Origin of the sequence: Moorena sp. SIO3B2, assembly GCF_010692525.1 — a bacterium.
Classification (GTDB): domain Bacteria; phylum Cyanobacteriota; class Cyanobacteriia; order Cyanobacteriales; family Coleofasciculaceae; genus Moorena; species Moorena producens.
In genome coordinates, this window is sequence record NZ_JAAHHE010000049.1 from 1 (window position 1) to 18,150 (window position 18,150).

The following is an 18,150-nucleotide window of genomic DNA, read 5'->3' on the forward strand; positions in this document are numbered from 1 at the left end:
TTCCGCAGCTAACGGATTTTTAGATAGCCTCAGCCATTATCGAAAAGGGCAAGGTGCAAACGCTTTAAGTATTAATTGGGGGCCTTGGGCTGAGATGGGTTTAGCCGCTGGCGTCGGTAAACGGATGACAATGCTGGGCATAGAACCGATTCAATCACCACAGGGATTACAGATACTCGAACAACTTCTGGCACAAGATGTTGCTCAGGTGGGGGTATTACCGGTGGAGTGGTCAACTTTAAAACAACGACTACCGGTAGAGTTACCGTTATTCCTATCAGAGGTAATCACAACAGAAACACTACCGCCTCAGGGGGATGGGGAAAACGACAATTCTGGGATTTTTGATCAACTGCTCGCCAGTACAACGGCCCAACGGGAAGAGTTATTAAAAGATTACCTTAAGCAACAGATTGCTAAGGCTTTAGGGATAAGTCGGGAAATCCCAGTAGAGAGCAACCTGATGGATTTAGGTACTGATTCCCTGATGATTGTAGAGGTACTCAATTCTTGTAAGAAAGACCTGAAGATAACTCTTTATCCTAGGGAGTTTTATGAGCGACCAACGATTACAGCTCTAGCTGAGTACTTGGCTTTGGAGATGGAACGGCTTCATCAGCCCCAGCCAACCCAAACCTCTTTAACCACTACTAGTCTGTCAGATATTAAGAGGGGGGCTAATGCTTGGGCATGGAACAATAGCGAACGCAAATTTAGCAAACCCAGCCAGCGCAATCGGAGCATGGTGTTTTTGCTCTGTAGCCCTCGGTCAGGCTCTACGTTACTGCGGGTGATGCTAGCTGGTCATCGGGATTTATTCTGTCCACCAGAATTACACCTATTGCCCTTTGAAACCATGGCTGAGCGCAATCAATCCCTAGGTTCAACTCACCTAGGAGAAGGGTTAGCGCGAGCTTTCATGGAAATCATGAACCTAGATGCCCAAGCCAGTACAACACTGGTAGAGGAGATAACGGAGCAAGATTGGTCGATTCAAAAGGTTTATGGCAGGTTACAGGAACTAACGGGTAAACGCACCCTTGTGGATAAGTCTCCTACCTATGCTGGCAGTATTGAAACCCTACGGCATGGGGAGGATTTATTTGAAGAAGCTAAGTATATTCATCTAGTACGTCATCCCTATGCTGTAATTGATTCGTTCGTGAAAAATCGGATGGATAAAATCTTTGGTAATGATGAGGTAGACCCCTATTGGCTAGCAGAGGAAGTTTGGACAACCTGTAACCGTAATATCCTAGATTTCTTCGAGGAAATTGCACCATCCAATCATCATTTAGTGTATTACGAGGAACTAGTCAAGCAACCTGCTAAGGTGATGGCAAGGTTGTGTGAGTTTCTCGGTATTCCTTTTGATGAGGCGGTTTTAGAACCCTATCAAGGCCAGCGGATGACGGATGGAGTTCATCCCCAATCCCTACCAGTGGATGACCCAAATTTCCGCAACCATAACCAAATTGATTCGGCTTTGGGAGAGGTTTGGCGGCAAATCCAGCTGCCCCGGCCTTTGGGGAAATTTGCGGAAGAGGTGGCGACACGGTTAGATTATCAATTGCCGTTACTGGTTGAACCTTCAGCCCAACCAGCCAACCTACCCTACTCGAACCCGAAGGGCGAACAACCTGATAACCTTCAACCTGATAACCTTCAACCTTCTAACCTTCAACCTGATAACCTTCAACCTTCTAACCTTCAACCTTCTAACCTTCAACCTGATAACCTTCAACCTTCTAACCTTCAACCTCCTAACCTTGGCCAAAAGGCCACGCTACGCGAACAACTTGAACCGATGCAAGAGTCTTATCTAGACGTGCGGGGTTTACGGCTTTGTCTGTGTAGTTGGGGTCCGGCGGATGGAGAATTAATCCTATGTATCCATGGTGTTTTAGAACATGGAGCGGCTTGGGAAGAAATTGCCCGTCCCTTAGCAAGTATGGGATATCGAGTGGTGGCACCTGACCAGCGAGGCCATGGACTTTCCCAGCATGTGGGTATGGGAGGGTCTTATCAATTAATCGATTACTTAGGGGATTTGGATGCGATCGCAAATGCACTGACAGAGCAGCCATTTATTCTAGTCGGTCATTCCATGGGGGCTGTAGTTGCTGCCACCTTTGCCAGTGTCAGACCGGAAAAGGTGAGGTCTTTACTATTGCTGGAGCCGGTGCTACCAGGAGAACAGAAGGACGATCAAACAGCTCAAAATATAGCAACCCACCTAGATTATCTAGCATCCCCACCCCAACACCAGGTCTTTGCGGATATCGAAGCTGCTGCTAATCGCCTGCGCCGCTTAAGCCCGAACCTCTCTGAAGATTTGGCTTTAAAGCATGCTGAGCGACTTACGGAACCTTGTGATGGTGGTGTACGCTGGCTCCGGGATCCAAGACTGCAAATTCGTACGGGAATTGGTTTAAGTGGAACAGCTTTTAATCGAGATAAGTACACACAGCTACTGAGTCAAATTAAAGCTCCCACTACCTTAGTTTATGGCAATAATAGTAACTTGAACCGAGCTGAAGACCTAGCTTTACAACAAGCTGCAATACCTCACGCTAAAACAGTAACACTATCAGGAGGACATAACCTCCATGTCGATGCACCAGATGCTATAGTTGCAATTATCGCCAACAACCGATTAAACCTGAAAAATTAAAAATTGAAAAGGTAACAAGTAACAGGGAAAAGGTGACAGGGAAAATTTAAAATACCCATTACCAAATATCGCGTTTATCATAGCTATGAGGTACACATTATTTTTGCCCTCTTGCCTCTTGCCTCTTGCCTCTTGCCTCTTCCCTGCTCCCTGCTCCCTCCGCTATACTAACAAATGACTAATATAGAGCTTTTCTGGGAAATCCCCTTATCCATACTCTCTTTCATATTTTCCCGCATCCTAAGATTTGTGATGCAAACCATAGGGGGATACTTTACCTCCAAAAAAAACACTAAAAATCTCCAGTGGCAAATCGTCTCAGCCGAGTTTTTAAAAAAGCCCATCAAATTAATTTGGGCAATGAGTCGAGCTCGTTGGAATCTTCACGCTATTATTTCTCTAGTTGGACCGATTCAGGTCAAAGAGGTAATTAGCTTTGATGCCAGTGCAGCTAAACAATCAGCCCAATCCTGGACATTAGTAGTTTACAGTCTACCAGATTTTGAAACCATCACTAATATCAGCTCCCTGACCGTATCCGGAGACAACCAATGGGAATCCGTGAGCTTGAAATCAGGTAAATACTTATTAGGTTTGCGGTATTATCACTGGTCAGACACAGTAGAGCAACCTACTGTTAAAGCAGATGGTGTTAACGTCGTAGATGCCAAGCAAATTAACGCCCCTACTGATATCAACAGCTTTTACCGTGACCTAATTAAACGAAAAAATTGGCTTCATGTCTGGTTGAATTATTATGTCTTCAACCTGTTGCGCTTTAAGCAATGGTTACCCCAGGCATTTGTTAAAAAAGTCTTCTTACCTGTACCGAATCCAGAAACCAAATTTTACTATGGTGCCTTGAAAAAGGGAGAATCGATTCAATTTAAACTAGCACCATCCTTGTTAACAAGCCATGATCTTTACTACAGCTTGTACAGCCGTGAATGCTTTCCGCTAGATTGGTACAAAATTACTGAAGGGGAACATAGAACATCTGCTAGTGAGCAGAAGTCTATTTATATTGTTCGGATTCATCCGAAATTTGAGCGAAACGCTTTATTTGAAAATAGTTGGGTGAAGATAGCCGTTGTTTGAAGTATTACCTACTATAGCAGTTATCAATTGGGTGAGCTACAAAGTCTTCGGTTTTAGGGAGTAGGGAGTAGGGAGTAGGGAGTAGGGAGTAGGGAGTAGGGAGTAGGGAGTAGGGAGTAGGGAGTAGGGAGTAGGGAGTAGGGAGTAGGGAGTAGGGAGTAGGGAGTAGCGGTAATAAAATTGAATGTACCTCATAAGTGCGATAAACGCGATAATCTTTATTGATAACTATATAATTATAAGGAATTTTTCAGGATTATAGATTAATAGTTAAAGGGATGCCCTATAGAATTTAGGATATTACTCTGAGAGTAGCTCGATCGGCAACATTACTGTAAAAGTCGTCTTTCCTGGCACAGACTCCACCAAAATCTGACCCTGATGTTTATCCACAATCTTTTTAACAATATCTAGCCCCAAACCACTCCCTTCTCCAGGGGGTTTAGTGGTAAAAAAAGGCTGAAATATTTTTGGTATAACCTCCGGGGGAATTCCTTTACCACTATCAGTGAAACTGACTTTTATCTGATCATCCTCCTTTCTAACATCAATGGTTAAGCTTCCCTTACTATCCATAGCTTGAATGCCATTATGAATTAAGTTCGTCCAAACTTGATTAAGTTGGTCGGAATAGCAAAGAATAGCAGGCAAGGAATAGTCATAATTTCTAATCACTTCGACCCCGTATTTTAGTTGATTATAATAGAGAGTTAAAATAGTTTCAATCCCTTCAATAATATTTGCTTCTATTTTGTTACCACTAGAATCATCATGGGCATAAGTTTTCAGGGCAAACACCACTTTAGCAGCTCGTTCAGCAGCGGTAACAATGTTACGGGTACTGGTTTGGAGATTAGCAAATTGATAGGCAGTTTGTAAAATTTTTTCTCCCTCTGGGTCTTTGAGAAGGGGCAACAAAGGCTCTAGGTCATCCGAAACCCCAATTCCCACTAAAATATTGGCGAGTTTTGCTGCTTTCTCAATCGAGTGGGATGTCATCTGGCCAGTCAAGGCTCTTCTGATTTGACGTTGTTCCCGAGTAGATAAAGGGGTCGTTTGTTGGCTCGACCGTTCTAGTAAGGTAAAGAAATCCGACTGACGTTCCTTGGAAAGTGCTTGAAAAAAGGAAGGTATAGCAGTGTCACGAATTTTCCTGATCAAAAATCCCAGGGAGTGTGGAAACCCCGCCTATGGGCGACCGGGGAAGAGAAATGAGAGACCGGGGCGGAAAAACGAGCCGGGGTATTTATTCCCCGTCAGCTTCTTATGATGTGGATATTCAATGGTATTACATCCCAATCTTCCCCATCCTCTTGTTCAGATCTCTATTTTCCCCAGTAATTCACCAATCTGGGAAAGTTTCCGGTCAATAGCAATGACAGTATGTCTAGATTTGGGGATTAAGCCAAGGCTGCACGAGATTAGCCCTACGCCTACTAATAATATCGTTGCCGTTTACATCGTCAATTGTAAACAGTGATGGGGAGATGGAGAGATGGTGGGATGGGGAGAGCGTCAATTGAGGCAAATCCAAGTTGTCAAAAATTCTAATGCTACGAGATTTGATATAAGAGAAGCGTGGGATTCGCATCTCATTTTGATGGTAAGCTAATCTTGAGTTATGGCCTGTAATCTGACCCAGAAACCCACTGACCATTGACTAATGACCAGTAACTATGTCACCAGCAAAAAACAGAACCTTTAGTCTCGACTTTGAAAAGCCACTGGTTGAGCTGGAAAAACGAATTAAGCAAATTCGGGAACTCGCAGAGGAAAACAATGTCGATGTTTCTGACCAAATCCGCCAACTCGAGACAAGAGCAATCCAACTGCGTCAGGAAATTTTCAATAGTTTATCACCAGGGCAACGGCTACAGCTAGCCCGTCACCCTAGGCGTCCAAGTACCCTCGATTATATTCAGGCAATTACTGATCAGTGGTTTGAGTTGCATGGCGATCGCGGTGGTTATGATGACCCAGCCCTAGTAGGAGGGATTGGCTCTTTGGCGGGTCGTGCTGTGGTAATATTAGGACATCAAAAAGGTCGGGATACTAAAGATAATGTAGCTCGCAACTTCGGGATGGCTTCCCCTGGGGGCTACCGTAAAGCGATGCGGCTGATGGAACACGCTAATCGCTTTGGTATGCCGGTTTTGACCTTTATTGATACCCCTGGTGCTTGGGCTGGTGTGAAGGCGGAAGAACTCGGACAAGGAGAAGCGATCGCTTATAACCTCCGAGAAATGTTTCGTCTGGATGTCCCCATTATGTGTACAGTTATTGGTGAAGGAGGTTCCGGCGGTGCTTTGGGAATTGGTGTTGGTGATCGGGTTTTGATGTTTGAAAACGCTGTCTACACTGTAGCTAGCCCAGAAGCTTGTGCCGCCATCCTTTGGAAAGATGCTAGCCAAGGACAGCAGGCAGCAGCAGCGTTAAAGATTACCGCTTGGGACCTCAAAGAATTAGGGATTATTGACAAAGTTTTATCGGAACCCATAGGGGGAGCTCATGGGGATCCCTTGGCAGCAGCCTCTATCCTCAAAGATGCCCTCTTGGAAAACCTGGCAGAACTAACTCAATTAACGGCTCAACAGCGCCGGGATTTGCGCTATCAGAAGTTCCGAAATATGGGTATTTTTGTAGAAAGTTAGTCTTGAAGGAGTGAACAGGTAAAGGGGCCAGATGTATATCTGCCAAGTGGCCAAGGCGTTGCTGCTCAACTGTTGATGATCTCAAGTATAGTTAGGTTCGTTAGCAATTACAGCTACCAACTTAAGGCGTGACAAGTGATATAGCTATATATAGCAAGGGGCTCATCCTCTGGGGCATTGAGCTAATCATGCTTGCCATTTTCTCCGATGTTTACCTTGGTAGCCCAATTACCAATTACCCTATCCCGATTTTTCTATCGTCAAAGTTTATTATTGACAGCCCACTTGGTAGCTCAATAGTTTGCCGATGATGATACAATTAACAAATGTTCACAATATTCTAAGGTAGTTAGTCAGTTTGCTAAACAATTTCGGACACACCGAAAACCTAGCTGTGCCTTTGGAGATTAACTGCCCTAAGGGCGTGTCTATAATCTCGGTGCCTAACCAACTCACTAAACCTAAGCTTAATTCGACTGGGTCAACCTCTGGTGACCTGGTAGCTGACCTAGCGAATTTAAAGCTAGCAGATTTAAACCAAATACCTGCCTTATGTGGGCATTTGCTTCGGAGCAATCCTGAGTTTTATCCAGACCGTAGAGAAGCATTTGTAACAAAATCTTGTAAAATTTGATGACATCGACGACTGTGGAGCGACGCGCCATAATTACTGGGGCGAGTAGTGGTATTGGCAAGGAAACAGCTTTAGCCTTTGCTAAGGCAGGAATCGATGTAGCCTTAGTCAGCCGTTCCCGGAAGAACTTAGAGATGGTTGCTGCTGCTGCTAGGGCGGCTGGGGTGGAAGCTAAGGTTTATCCATTTGATTTAGCTGAGCTGGAGCAGGTTAGATCTTGGATAGAAGAAATCACAACAGATTTTGCTCCGATCACTATTCTCGTCAATAATGCGGGAATGGCTTACACTAGATATCTCAGTGAGACACCGCTATCAGATTGGCAGCGCTTAATTGACCTTAATCTGACCAGTGTGTTTCAGTGCATCCAGGGGGTTCTGCCTGCTATGCGTGCCCAGCACCAAGGCACGATCATTAACGTGGCATCAATTGCTGCTAAGCAACCCTTGCCGGAATGGGGGGCTTACAGCGTTAGTAAGGCAGGTATGATTGCCCTGTCCAAGACTCTAGCAGCGGAGGAAAGCCGCCATGGTATCCGGGTAGTAAGCATTTGTCCAGGTGCAGTCAATACCCCTTTATGGGATGCAGATACAGTTCAGGTGCAATTAAATCGGTCAGGGATGTTGACCCCAGAAATTGTTGCCCAGTCAATTTTGCACACCGTCCAGCTACCACAACAGGCTGTGATCGAGTCGTTGACTCTGATGCCCAGTGCCGGGATTCTTTAGGGTATAGGTAATAATAGCACACTTTTGGTTAACTGAAAGGTTATTGCTGTGTCAATTTAACCTGTCCCTATGGTCTGGCAATATCAAGTTCATTTTTGTTTACAATCTAATCAGATTAATCATGACTATTGCTTCTTCCAATGGTTTCAAGCGTGTTGAATCTGTTTCAACTGCTAAAAGTATCAATGGTAATGAGAACAATCAGCTAGAGACCCGTCCTGACCGCAATACCCAGAATGGTCACCAGCCCAATTTACAACCTCCTTTGGAAGAACTGAACCAGGAGATGATCAACGCTGTAAGCACTATATTATTGGGTGTTGGTGAAGACCCGCAACGAGAGGGACTGCTCAAAACCCCTAAGCGGGTAGTCGAGGCAATGCGATTCTTGACTGGTGGTTACAACCAGTCTTTAGAGGCAATAGTCAACGGGGCAATTTTTGACGAAGGTCACAATGAAATGGTACTCGTCCGGGATATCAATTTCTTTAGCCTCTGTGAACACCACATGTTGCCATTTATGGGTAAGGCTCACGTCGCCTATATCCCTAACCAAAAAGTGGTAGGACTGAGTAAAATAGCCCGTGTGGTCGAGATGTATGCACGGCGACTGCAAGTCCAGGAACGGCTGACTCGCCAGATTGCCGAAGCCATTCAAGCTGTCCTAGATCCCAAGGGTGTGGCTGTGGTTATGGAAGCTACCCATATGTGCATGGTGATGCGCGGTGTGCAAAAACCAGGGTCTTGGACCGCCACCAGTGCGATGGTCGGGATTTTTCAAGAGGATCAAAAAACTCGTGAGGAATTTCTAAACCTAATTCGTCATCAGCCGAATTTCTTTTAGGGGTTTGACTTAAACGGTTAACTAATCCTACTCAAAAAGTCATTAGTCATTAGTGATTAGAACTCTGGGAAAATTAACGTTTAGCTCAGACATGACAAGGAGTAGAGGCATGATTTTCACCAGAGTTCTATTAGTCCAATGTGAACAACATACATTAGTAACTGTAGTTACTGATGACAGATGGTAAGCTATAGCGCGTGTCGCGTATCAGCTAATGCGCTACGCGCACGCTACGCGAACAGCGAAAGGCCTTTCGCCACGCTACCGGAACAGTTTATGCCCATAGCGCACGCTACACCGAACAGCTTTTGAATAAAATAAGCTGACGGCTGATAGCTGACGGCTGAATGCTTACGACAGATGAGTAATGACTAATGACTTACCTTAGCCACTAGTTAACAACATCCTCCCTAATAGTCTCCACATCAAACATAATGGAAAATTTTGCCTCAGGCATCATCTGCTTTAAAACTCGTAGATGTTCTTCAGCATTGCCGCGCCGTCTGAATCGGCCAACGGTGATATTGCTGAGCTTGGGTTGCAAAAGGACAATGATCCAGGGATTGAGCTTTTCTCTATAATTCAACATAGGTTTTCCTTATAGGTTTTCCTTGAGACACTTGAATTTGGAGCCAAATTAGCTTCCACTACCATCAGCGACCCATCTTAGACGTTGGGAAGCTCGTACCATGGGGTAACCCATGTGCGGACGCTTACTTAGGGAAACAGCCCCTCATCATGAGCGGGCAGGATTGATGACCGGGTTATTAGTACATATGTACTAATTTGGGGGTGAAATTGAACGCAGCCTGACAGTTCTGCTGATTTTTTGTCTAATTCTTCTCACTTTTTGTCTAATCAGTTATAATAGACGAGCAAGTAATGGTGAATTAAAGTCTATTAAAGTTGATGACCAAAGCCGAAAATGCACTGGTTAAGGACAGTGGAAATCAAACCTCCTGTGGATAAAGCAATCAAAATCAGAAATTTGACGGTGGGGCATCCCGTCAGAAGTAAAGCTTGCCTTATACCCGAACACGGAAGCGTTTCTGTAAGGAAATAGCGATGGCTGGGGTTGGCGAGAAGCCTACACCTATCGATAGAGAGGTTTGGTAAATGTCACCGTAATTAGTTGCGGGTTAGATTGCCCTGATGAGGCAAGTCTGCAGGTGTTGAAGCGGCTTACTTTCGATTGCGCGATGATTTGCCTCTAGCTTGGCATAGCTTGGGGAATATTAGCTGTTTGGTGCAAACATTTTACAGAAAATTTATCTACGGTATGGTTAGTGGTAAGGTATTTTACTGAACTAGCTAATAACCCTATGTGAGGTCGCCAAACTGCTTGCTGCTGTCTGGCAAACAAGAAAAGGGCAGAAAACAAAGTTAACTGCCCTATTTTAATTAGGGCTTACGCAATTTAGCCATCGACACAGGACATGTAGGTTTTAGAGGGTAACAATAACACTACATGTAGAGTTCATCCGCAAGCCCTATTTAAGCAAACCGTTCAAGTTTTCTTGAACAATAACAATTTATTATGAAAAGCCAAGAAGATCAACCTCTAACCCTGGTAAAACTCAGGGAACATGTCAATCTGACTCAAATGAAATTAGCCATTGCTGTTGGTGTCAGCATTACGACGATTAGTGACTGGGAAAATGGCAAAGCCGAACCACGTTTAAAGCACGTCAGGCTCCTGATTGAAATACTGGGTTGTTCTTTCGAGGAACTTTGTGAAGCCTTTGACCAAGCAAAACAACGTCGTTAGTAAAGCGACGGGTGCGCGGTCAAAGGGAGCCAGTGTGTTCAAAGGGAGCCAGTGCGGTCTTGAGGGGGACTCCCAAGACCGCACTGCATCCGATCTCCCGACTCCGATCTCCCGACTCCGATCTCCCGACTCTCATTAACCCAGGACTTTCTACCTCACCCAATTGAGAACTGCTATTATATATAAACCTATATATATACATAGGGAGACTCTTAAACCGGGAGAAATTGGGACAAGCCCGTACAATCCGGTCAAGGTGCATTTTATTGTTGTCTAAGTGAGGAGTGGTCATACAGTAATTGGAGTTAAACCTGCCACTCACTATTTAGACGTTCCTGACATCCCGGCCAGGAGCTGCTTGAAAGTCTGAGTTTTAGTATGTTTAGAGTCAAGCCATCCAAGCTCGACTGCATTAGCTAAACTCAGTCCCAACCCTTTCAAGTAACGCGCAGTACGACGCAACAACACTGCCTGAACCTCAGCCCTCGAAGAGAACCGAGAAATTTCGAAGTCCGTACCCCGAGCAAGGATGTTTTTGGCAGCATTGTGGTCAGCCTGCAACACGACCCCATCAAATCCGGTAAAATTGTCCCCAGTCCTTTTCCCTAATAGGGTTCCATTCCTAGAGTCAATTTGCGACGTGTAGCTAGGCTGAACTTCCGTGACAACCGATCCAGTCCAATTAGCCCATTTTTGTAAGGAATCTCGCATCAGTCCAATCATCCAGCTATTAAGCTTGCGAGACATGGCCTTGGACTGGCGCTTATTCGTAATTGGTTGTGTTAAATCTTCTGCAAAAACTTTTAATGCTTTTCCTCCAAGTAGTGACTTGGAGGCTTGGCCAATAACGGCGAGTATTTCACCAAGGTCTTTCCTGTAACGGCGGTTCTCAGTCTTTCTGCCAAGATTGTTCTCCAGGATTCGAGCAGACTTAGCCGGATCAATTTCTTCCAGCTTTCTGTGCAGTGCCCAAAGTTTTCCTCGGTTCCGGTTTTTTGCGCATATTCGATCTGATTTCTTTGACGCCAACCTGCCCAGACCTTTGCCATGAGCTTTCCCTTCCGAATCAAAGAAAGCCTCTGTGTACCCCTTATCAATTCCGATAGATGGACGCTCCAAAGGAACGTCAACTCTTCCATGATCTACCAGAAAATGAACTTCAAAACGCTGAAGCAACTGGTTGTGAATTAGTCGGATCTGCCCTTTGATCTTGCGGTTAGATCTGACTAGTACCTTGTTCCTTTTTCCTCTCTTGAGACCAGCTAATTCCAGTTGGTAGGTGTTTCGAGATACTCTCTTACACTTGTAGCCGCCTTGTTGGTAGACTATTTTATTTCGGATCCAAGAATGCCCTCTTTGGTACTCCTTTCTGACCAACCTATGGAGCAGTGGACTGTCCATGAAAGCCAAGGTCTTCAGTTGTAGGCATTGGTCTTTCCTGACCTTTAGATTGGCTTTTCCAGGAAACCTTTTATAAACCTTTTTGACAACAGCATCAATTGAGGCCGCTTGTTGAGCAGTGATAGCTTTTGCCACATCACTGACCGTCCATTCCATCAATTTAGAAGGCAGACCTAGTGAATCAGGAGTCCTGAAGGTTCTGACCTCGGGGTAGGACTTTTTCCAGTCGATTCCCCAGTGATTGATACTCCCTAATTTGTGATAAGATTCAGACCTAACAATCCCAAGGTTTTTCATAGTCGCTAGCAACTCATTTTCAACCGACTTGGTCATCCCCACTACGGGGACAATTTGAGTCGATATTTTCTTGTTTGTTGTTGACTGCTTTGGCATCGTTAGGTCTTTGTCGTCTTACGTCTATTTTATCCTAATTTGTCTAATCTGTCTACTTCTTTGACGGTATTTTTTATTTCTTTTTCGTACCGACGAAGGAAGTAGAGCTTAGAGCTGAAGCAATGCATTATGGACATAAAATCATCGATCAGTTCCTGTTGAGGAGACTTATAGGTGTGATTCAATACTATGATTTGGCATTTGTGCAGGGAACAAAACCACTCCACGAAATCAAAACCAAATCGGCATAGTCGATCTTTGTGAGCAACGACTATGGTCTTTATCTGTGAACCAGCAACCTTTTCCATTAACTGGATGAACTTACGTCTCTTGAAATTTAATCCAGAACCGTACTCTGAGTAGCACCGACACTCTGGATAACACTGCCCCAAGTACTCAACCTGAGACGCAAGATCATCCGACTGAGACCTGGTAGACACTCGGGCATAGAGAATAACGGAACGTGAATCCTCTCCGTCTACTAAGCGCTCAATGGAACTGGCCAAATAGCGTCGGTGCCCGCCGGGAGACCTAATACATTCAATCTTGCCTGCGTCTGCCCATCTAGATAAAGTCTTTGAGTTATAGCCATATCTATCTTGGGCTTCTATGGGAGTGAGATCCATAGGATGTCTAATTGATACCGATATATCCTATATTATCCCATTTTTAAGGGGTCTGAACGTGAGGCTACATAGGCGTGAAAATGAACCATTAACCCAATTGATATCTCAGCTGAAAGTTAATTTCCCCAAAGGTCTAATGATTCAACGCTTAGGAGCATTATCAAAAGCACGAGCGATCGCATTCCAGGCTAACTTGGGCTGGAAATCTGCATCGAGAGGTAGAGGTCGCACTGGGGCACCATCTGACCGGGGATGGAAGCTACTTAAGTATGTGTAGCGATCGCTAAATCCCCAGGTCACTACTGCAATCACGGCTGGCTCATCAAGCACAACAGACAGATAATCTTCATAAGCTTGAGCCACCATGCGATCGCGTACAGTCACATCCTTTGGTAACTTGTCATCTCTGACATCTAGTTCAGTAATCAAGATTTTAAAACCCATACTCGCCACATCTCGGAGAAACTTCCGCAGGCTGTGGGGGTTAATCCGTTTATTCCCTCGCAAGTGAGCCTGGATTCCCAGGGCATGACAGGGGGTTCCCTGAGACTTCAACCCCTCTAGTAGCTTCAATACAGCCCTACGCTTGGCTTGCTCATCACTCGAATCATAACTCAGTCCATACTCGTTGTAGAGTAACATTGCCTTGGGGTCAGCAACAGCTGCAATGCGAAAGGCTAGGTCAATGTATTTCGGACCTAAAAATTTTAACCATGGCGTTTTGCGTAAACCATCTGCCCGTCCTTGGAAGGTAGCGATCGCTTCATTCACCACATCCCAGGAGTGCATTTGTCCAACATAACGCCCAGCCACTGTCTTTATATGTCTAACCAAGAACTGTTCAGCATTTTGGCGGTTTACTGTCTCCTCAAACCAAGGGGGTAACGAGATGTGCCAAATTAGGGTATGTCCCCGAAACAGCAATCCATGAGTCTTGGCAAAGTCTGCCATCCAATCCCCAGCCGTAAAGTCAAACTGATGGGGGTGAGGGCACAGGGGAGGGGAAGAAGGAGTAGAAACAAACCACTTGAGTCCCCATCCGGGAACCAGCATGGCACACTCTTGAGCAAAACGGGTACCTAAGGCTGGGTTTGAGGATAGGTCTGGGAATCGACTCTCGGCTCCATAAATTAATCCTTTTGCTGCTGCACGCTCTTTTAAAGAAGCTCCTTGAGCTACTGCAAAGTCTCGCTTCGGGTCATCAATAGCTTGAATTGAGTTACTTTGTCTGATAGATTTACACCTTGTCAGAGGGCCGACACTGGCTAAGCTACCTAAACCCAGTAATAATTCACGTCGTCCAATCATTAACTTGTTTTTACTCCTAGGAATCATCACCTAATATGCCTAGCTTTCATTATTTCAGTGATTTATCGCTGAGGGGGTGACAAAATAGCCTAAAAAGCTTATTTTGTAAAAAATGCCGGAATTTATGGTAAAAAAATATCGGTTTAGTTATCTCAATAAGACCAATAAACATGATAAGCTTACCGTAAGCATATGCGCTACGCACACGCTACTTGAGGTGCTTTAAGCTCATGCTTACGGTTTTAAACCGATTTTTTTAACCCCAAAAAACTAATTGATCTAGTGAGATAGCACAGGAATTTTTCAGGCATCAATGAAATTGATAATTATAGTTCAGCTATTACGATTTATTCATTCTTTTTATGGAGTAGTTGGCAATTTCATTGTAGGCATTAATCGTTTGATTGGCTAGTTCTTGCCAATCAAAAGCGTCTAGGGGAGCTTGTTCTGGACGGGGAGTGTTTAACGCCCAATCTAAAGCGTTTTCAATGTCATAATCAGTAATTTCTCCTGTATAGGTATAGACCCATTCTTCACCAACTTGGTCTTGAACTTCAGGGAGAGCGCCAATTTTAGGAACTAATATGGGTAGGTTAAAAGAGAGGGCTAAGAAAGCACTACCAGAGTTTAAAATCTCGCGGTACGGCAAAATAACTAAGTCAGCAGCACTAAAGTACCATTGCATATGGTCTTGGGGTATGAAATTTAGGTTAATTCGGACTCGTTTATCTAAGGCGGATTCCCTTTCAATTTCTGCTGCTAATTCAGGAAATTCTGGACTACCCACAATGTAGAGTATGGCTTCTGGGTCAAAAAACTGTCGGAAAACTCGCATCAATTTAGGAGCATTTTTGTAAGGTCTAATTTTACCAAACAAAAGCAATACTTTCGCCGAAGTTGGAATTCCTAGGTAATGGCGAGCTTCTTGAGAACTGACTTGATTAGAATACTGCCCTCGGTAGTGACCATGGGGTACTACAAAACCAGGAATATTCTTTAACTGAGGGAAGCGCTCTTGGGCAGATTTCATCCCAGTTTTGCTAAGGTTAATGTAACCATCCAACTGCCTTGTAAAGGCTTTCCAAAACCAAGCCTCTAGTTGCGGGTAAAGCTGTTCATGAGAGGCTAAGTTGTGTACTGTCCAGACAATTTTTGTACCCCGCCAGCGAGCCAAAATCATCAAGAAGAATAGAGCTAACGTTTTTGCGATCGCTCTGAAGAAGTTAGGTTCATTTAAGTTTCGTTCTGGCCAGTGCCGATGCCAGATAGAATAATCATTTATCAGCAATTTTTTAGGAGAAAACTCATGGACATCAACCCCCAAAGTAGCCAGGTGGGTGTAAACTAGCCACGTATAAGGGTTTTTGTCACGATCTTTAAAGGCTGGTTGGGCAAGAATTTTCATATTGCACCTACTCCATTGAGCTTTGGTTAACTTTAGAGCTGCCGTTACTTGCAACCTACTACGTAAACCTTGAAATCCAGTACCAGTCAAGGTGTCTACCGCCAACTACTTCATAGCTTTAAAAAAACCTAAACGATCTCAGGTTTATAGTGACCAGAATTGATCAGACTGATAAAATGGTATATCGAATATTTTAACATAATTACGCACAACATCGACTTCAGATTGGGTCATCGTTTGTTTCCATTTATTTATTTGTTGGGTGCTTATACGTACCTTGGAATAACGACCAGGTATATTGTTAGTTGAACTCTGGAGTACATGGTTTTCTACCCGCCTATTCCATGGCAATTCAAACTTCTCAAATAGCTCTTTGAACTTACCAATAGGGTCTAAGCATAAGTCCTCATAAAAGACCAATAACCATTCAGGATTTCGAGACAATGCATCGGCTACAACACGATGTCTTGCTGCCCAGATAGCTGCAAAGATTTCTATGGGCGTTTTTGCTTGCTCTATCACTGAGCGGTAGGGTTCGAGATGATCTTCAAATAAGCTAGATTGATCTAATAGAGTATCTCGGGAAAGCTCAGCAGGAGTTTCTTTGTTAATTTCTGATAATACGGTGGGGCAAGGATGTCGAACAATTACCAATAGTTTTGGATTGTAGCGCTTGAAAACCCACTCGATGGACATCAGAGATGCTACATCTTTCACGATAATTTGATAATTAGGCAGTGCTCTAGCCCAGAAACCTCGGTACCAAGCGCCTCCAAAAGGTAGACCTTTGAAGACATTATCAAAAGCATTTTCAAGCAAGTCATCTCGCTCACCAGGTCGTGTATATCGGAACCATGTTTCCATGTTACCTTTTCCAGTAATCTCTGGATTACATGGCTCGTAGTAGTATATAGCACGATTTGCGGTGGACAATGTTTTCCCGACCCAACTTGTACCGCTGCGACCATGACCTAAAATCAAAATTGGGCGTTTACCAACTTGCCAGTGATTCAAAAACCACGAGGTAAGATAGTAGCTGGTATTAGTAATTAAACGTTGTTTCCTCATTTATCTTTTACTGAATTGACAGTTAATATTTTGATTTTTACTCAAGCAATCAGAGGTTTAGTGGTGTTTTTTTATATAAACCTCGAAATACTGCTCAAGTCTGCTAACTAAAAGGCTAACTAAAAGGCTAACTAAAATTTAATCACCACTAAACACTAAAATAGTAGAAAAACTATCAATTTTTAGCGATATAGTGTTTCTCATAGTTATGAGGTAAAGTAAATTTTTCTAACCCCTACTTCCTAGTCCATAGTCCAATTAAACCCAAGGGCTTCGTACCTCACCCAATTGAGAACTGCTAGATCAAGATTTAGCTTGAGCTAACTGGTTAGACTTTGAAAGTGAAACCAGACAATCTAGTTCCGAAATAACGCCTTCTATTGCTTTATAACCAAATAAGTCCTCAAGCACACCTGGATTAACATTATCCCTAAAAGGATGGGACAAAAATCTGATAATTGCTTCTGCAAAGGATGACTTATCTACAGCAATTTCAAAGTAGTGATGAACCTCTTCTGGTAGACCTGCTATTCCCTGTGGTGTAGAAACAATCGGTCTACCAGAAACCAGCATTTCTAGGGACTTTATACTAACGCCACTCCCAGCTGAAACTGGATTAATGAGAACGCGCCCGGACTTGTATACTTCTGTAGAAGACACTGGATTTATTTTCAGATCAACTTCTGCAGTTTCCTCACATAGCTGCCTAACGTGCTGGACAGGATTTGAACCCGCTATTAAAACAGTAAATGTTGGTAACGCCAAACGTATCATCGGCATAACTTGGGTAATAAACCAGATTATTCCCGCTACATTGTTGTCCGAAAAGAGGTTACCCAAAAAAACGATATCATAGACAGGATTGGTGCTTAGTTTATCTCTGGATATTGCTTCCCTATTCTCTTCATGAAACTCAATCAGAGGCGGTAAGTAGCGACCATTGGTCAATCCTTGACTTCTCCAAAAATTTAGGTCATCTAGGGAGATATCGTAAAATAAAGTACTATTTTTTAGTAAATTTGTTTCATAGGTTTCCAAGTTAGACAGTGATAAATATCGTTTGAGCTTGTTTAACCCTTTGGCAGACGCAAGTTTTCGCTTATAGTACAAATGCTCGATATTGTGAGAGCGAATAACCAGCAGCAGATTCAAGTGTTGACTTAACTGATTTGCTACTTCTCCACCGTGAATACCATCCAGGAATATAACATCAGGATTAAACCCAGCCACATCAGACAGTAATAGCTTGAATTCTTTACCTCTAACAATTCTAGATGTAACTTCCAAAGGATACTTGAGTAAGTCAATTATCCGCCGAATAAAAGAACCGACTGTCCTTGGAAACTTTATAAAAAAAACTTGCTTGGCATACTTCCTAATTTCCAGGACTTCCTCTGGTTTTGGAGTATGGCTACACCAGCAGATAACTTGTATATCAGTCCCTAAATTAGAGAAAGCTTTTATCCTTCGCCACATGTCTAATCGCGCCCCATGGATGGGCGGATAGGGAATATCATGGCATACTAATGTAATCTTCATAATAGCGCTACTC

16 protein-coding genes are annotated in these 18,150 nt (G+C 43.7%); 6 read left to right on the top strand and 10 right to left on the bottom strand.

All coding sequences use genetic code 11. From position 1 onward, the window contains the following. Both F6K38_RS14085 and F6K38_RS14090 read left to right on the top strand, forming a co-directional pair. The coding region (locus F6K38_RS14085) for an alpha/beta fold hydrolase (protein WP_287356774.1) at window positions 1-2,674 on the top strand (2,674 nt) is incomplete at its 5' end. 174 nt (window positions 2,675-2,848) lie between these two features. After that, window positions 2,849-3,772, top strand: a complete 924-nt coding sequence (locus F6K38_RS14090) for a DUF6208 family protein (RefSeq protein WP_287356776.1) — start codon at window positions 2,849-2,851, stop codon at window positions 3,770-3,772. A 36-nt stretch (window positions 3,773-3,808) separates the two neighbouring features. Here the strand turns inward: F6K38_RS14090 and F6K38_RS14095 are convergent, their stop codons facing one another. Then, on the bottom strand, window positions 3,809-3,967 hold the full coding sequence (locus F6K38_RS14095; protein WP_154659671.1) for a hypothetical protein: 159 nt from the start codon (window positions 3,965-3,967) through the stop codon (window positions 3,809-3,811). Window positions 3,968-4,072: 105 nt separating this feature from the next. Next, window positions 4,073-4,933, bottom strand: coding sequence for a sensor histidine kinase (locus tag F6K38_RS14100; RefSeq protein WP_008179440.1), 861 nt, complete (start codon window positions 4,931-4,933; stop codon window positions 4,073-4,075). A gap of 515 nt (window positions 4,934-5,448) precedes the next feature. Between F6K38_RS14100 and accA the strand changes: the two genes are divergently transcribed. The 3 genes from accA (at window position 5,449) to folE (ending at window position 8,629) form a co-directional block, all read left to right on the top strand. Beyond that, a complete protein-coding gene (accA, locus tag F6K38_RS14105) occupies window positions 5,449-6,423 on the top strand; it encodes an acetyl-CoA carboxylase carboxyl transferase subunit alpha (RefSeq protein WP_008179444.1) in 975 nt (324 codons plus the stop codon). A gap of 633 nt (window positions 6,424-7,056) precedes the next feature. After that, window positions 7,057-7,785 carry an SDR family oxidoreductase gene (locus F6K38_RS14110; protein WP_008179450.1) on the top strand — a complete coding sequence of 243 codons (729 nt, stop codon included), beginning with the start codon at window positions 7,057-7,059 and terminating at the stop codon, window positions 7,783-7,785. 121 nt (window positions 7,786-7,906) lie between these two features. Then, complete coding sequence (gene folE, locus F6K38_RS14115; protein WP_008179451.1) at window positions 7,907-8,629, top strand: GTP cyclohydrolase I FolE; 723 nt, start codon at window positions 7,907-7,909, stop codon at window positions 8,627-8,629. A 391-nt stretch (window positions 8,630-9,020) separates the two neighbouring features. Here folE and F6K38_RS14120 read toward each other — a convergent pair whose 3' ends face one another. Continuing rightward, entirely contained in the window at window positions 9,021-9,218 is a 198-nt protein-coding gene (locus F6K38_RS14120) for a hypothetical protein (RefSeq protein WP_008179452.1), read from the bottom strand. Between the two features lie 948 nt (window positions 9,219-10,166). Between F6K38_RS14120 and F6K38_RS14125 the strand changes: the two genes are divergently transcribed. Beyond that, window positions 10,167-10,397, top strand: a complete 231-nt coding sequence (locus F6K38_RS14125; RefSeq protein WP_008179453.1) for a helix-turn-helix domain-containing protein — start codon at window positions 10,167-10,169, stop codon at window positions 10,395-10,397. A gap of 19 nt (window positions 10,398-10,416) precedes the next feature. Here F6K38_RS14125 and F6K38_RS14130 read toward each other — a convergent pair whose 3' ends face one another. From F6K38_RS14130 to F6K38_RS14160, 7 genes are all read right to left on the bottom strand, one after another. Next, window positions 10,417-10,689 carry a hypothetical protein gene (locus F6K38_RS14130; protein ID WP_131826936.1) on the bottom strand — a complete coding sequence of 91 codons (273 nt, stop codon included), beginning with the start codon at window positions 10,687-10,689 and terminating at the stop codon, window positions 10,417-10,419. A 29-nt stretch (window positions 10,690-10,718) separates the two neighbouring features. Beyond that, the gene (locus F6K38_RS14135; RefSeq protein WP_287356778.1) at window positions 10,719-12,191 is read right to left on the bottom strand and encodes a zinc ribbon domain-containing protein; all 1,473 of its coding nucleotides are present in this window, start codon (window positions 12,189-12,191) and stop codon (window positions 10,719-10,721) included. Window positions 12,192-12,220: 29 nt separating this feature from the next. Beyond that, a complete protein-coding gene (locus F6K38_RS14140; RefSeq protein ID WP_008179455.1) occupies window positions 12,221-12,817 on the bottom strand; it encodes an IS607 family transposase in 597 nt (198 codons plus the stop codon). Between the two features lie 141 nt (window positions 12,818-12,958). Next, entirely contained in the window at window positions 12,959-14,125 is a 1,167-nt protein-coding gene (locus F6K38_RS14145) for an endo-1,4-beta-xylanase (protein ID WP_229414292.1), read from the bottom strand. A 340-nt stretch (window positions 14,126-14,465) separates the two neighbouring features. Further along, window positions 14,466-15,530: a glycosyltransferase family 4 protein gene (locus tag F6K38_RS14150; RefSeq protein ID WP_044492252.1), complete on the bottom strand. Its 1,065-nt coding sequence runs from the start codon at window positions 15,528-15,530 to the stop codon at window positions 14,466-14,468. Between the two features lie 144 nt (window positions 15,531-15,674). Then, complete coding sequence (locus F6K38_RS14155) at window positions 15,675-16,598, bottom strand: sulfotransferase family protein (RefSeq protein ID WP_008179461.1); 924 nt, start codon at window positions 16,596-16,598, stop codon at window positions 15,675-15,677. A gap of 303 nt (window positions 16,599-16,901) precedes the next feature. Next, window positions 16,902-18,137: a glycosyltransferase gene (locus F6K38_RS14160; protein WP_044492195.1), complete on the bottom strand. Its 1,236-nt coding sequence runs from the start codon at window positions 18,135-18,137 to the stop codon at window positions 16,902-16,904. Window positions 18,138-18,150: the final 13 nt, after the last annotated feature.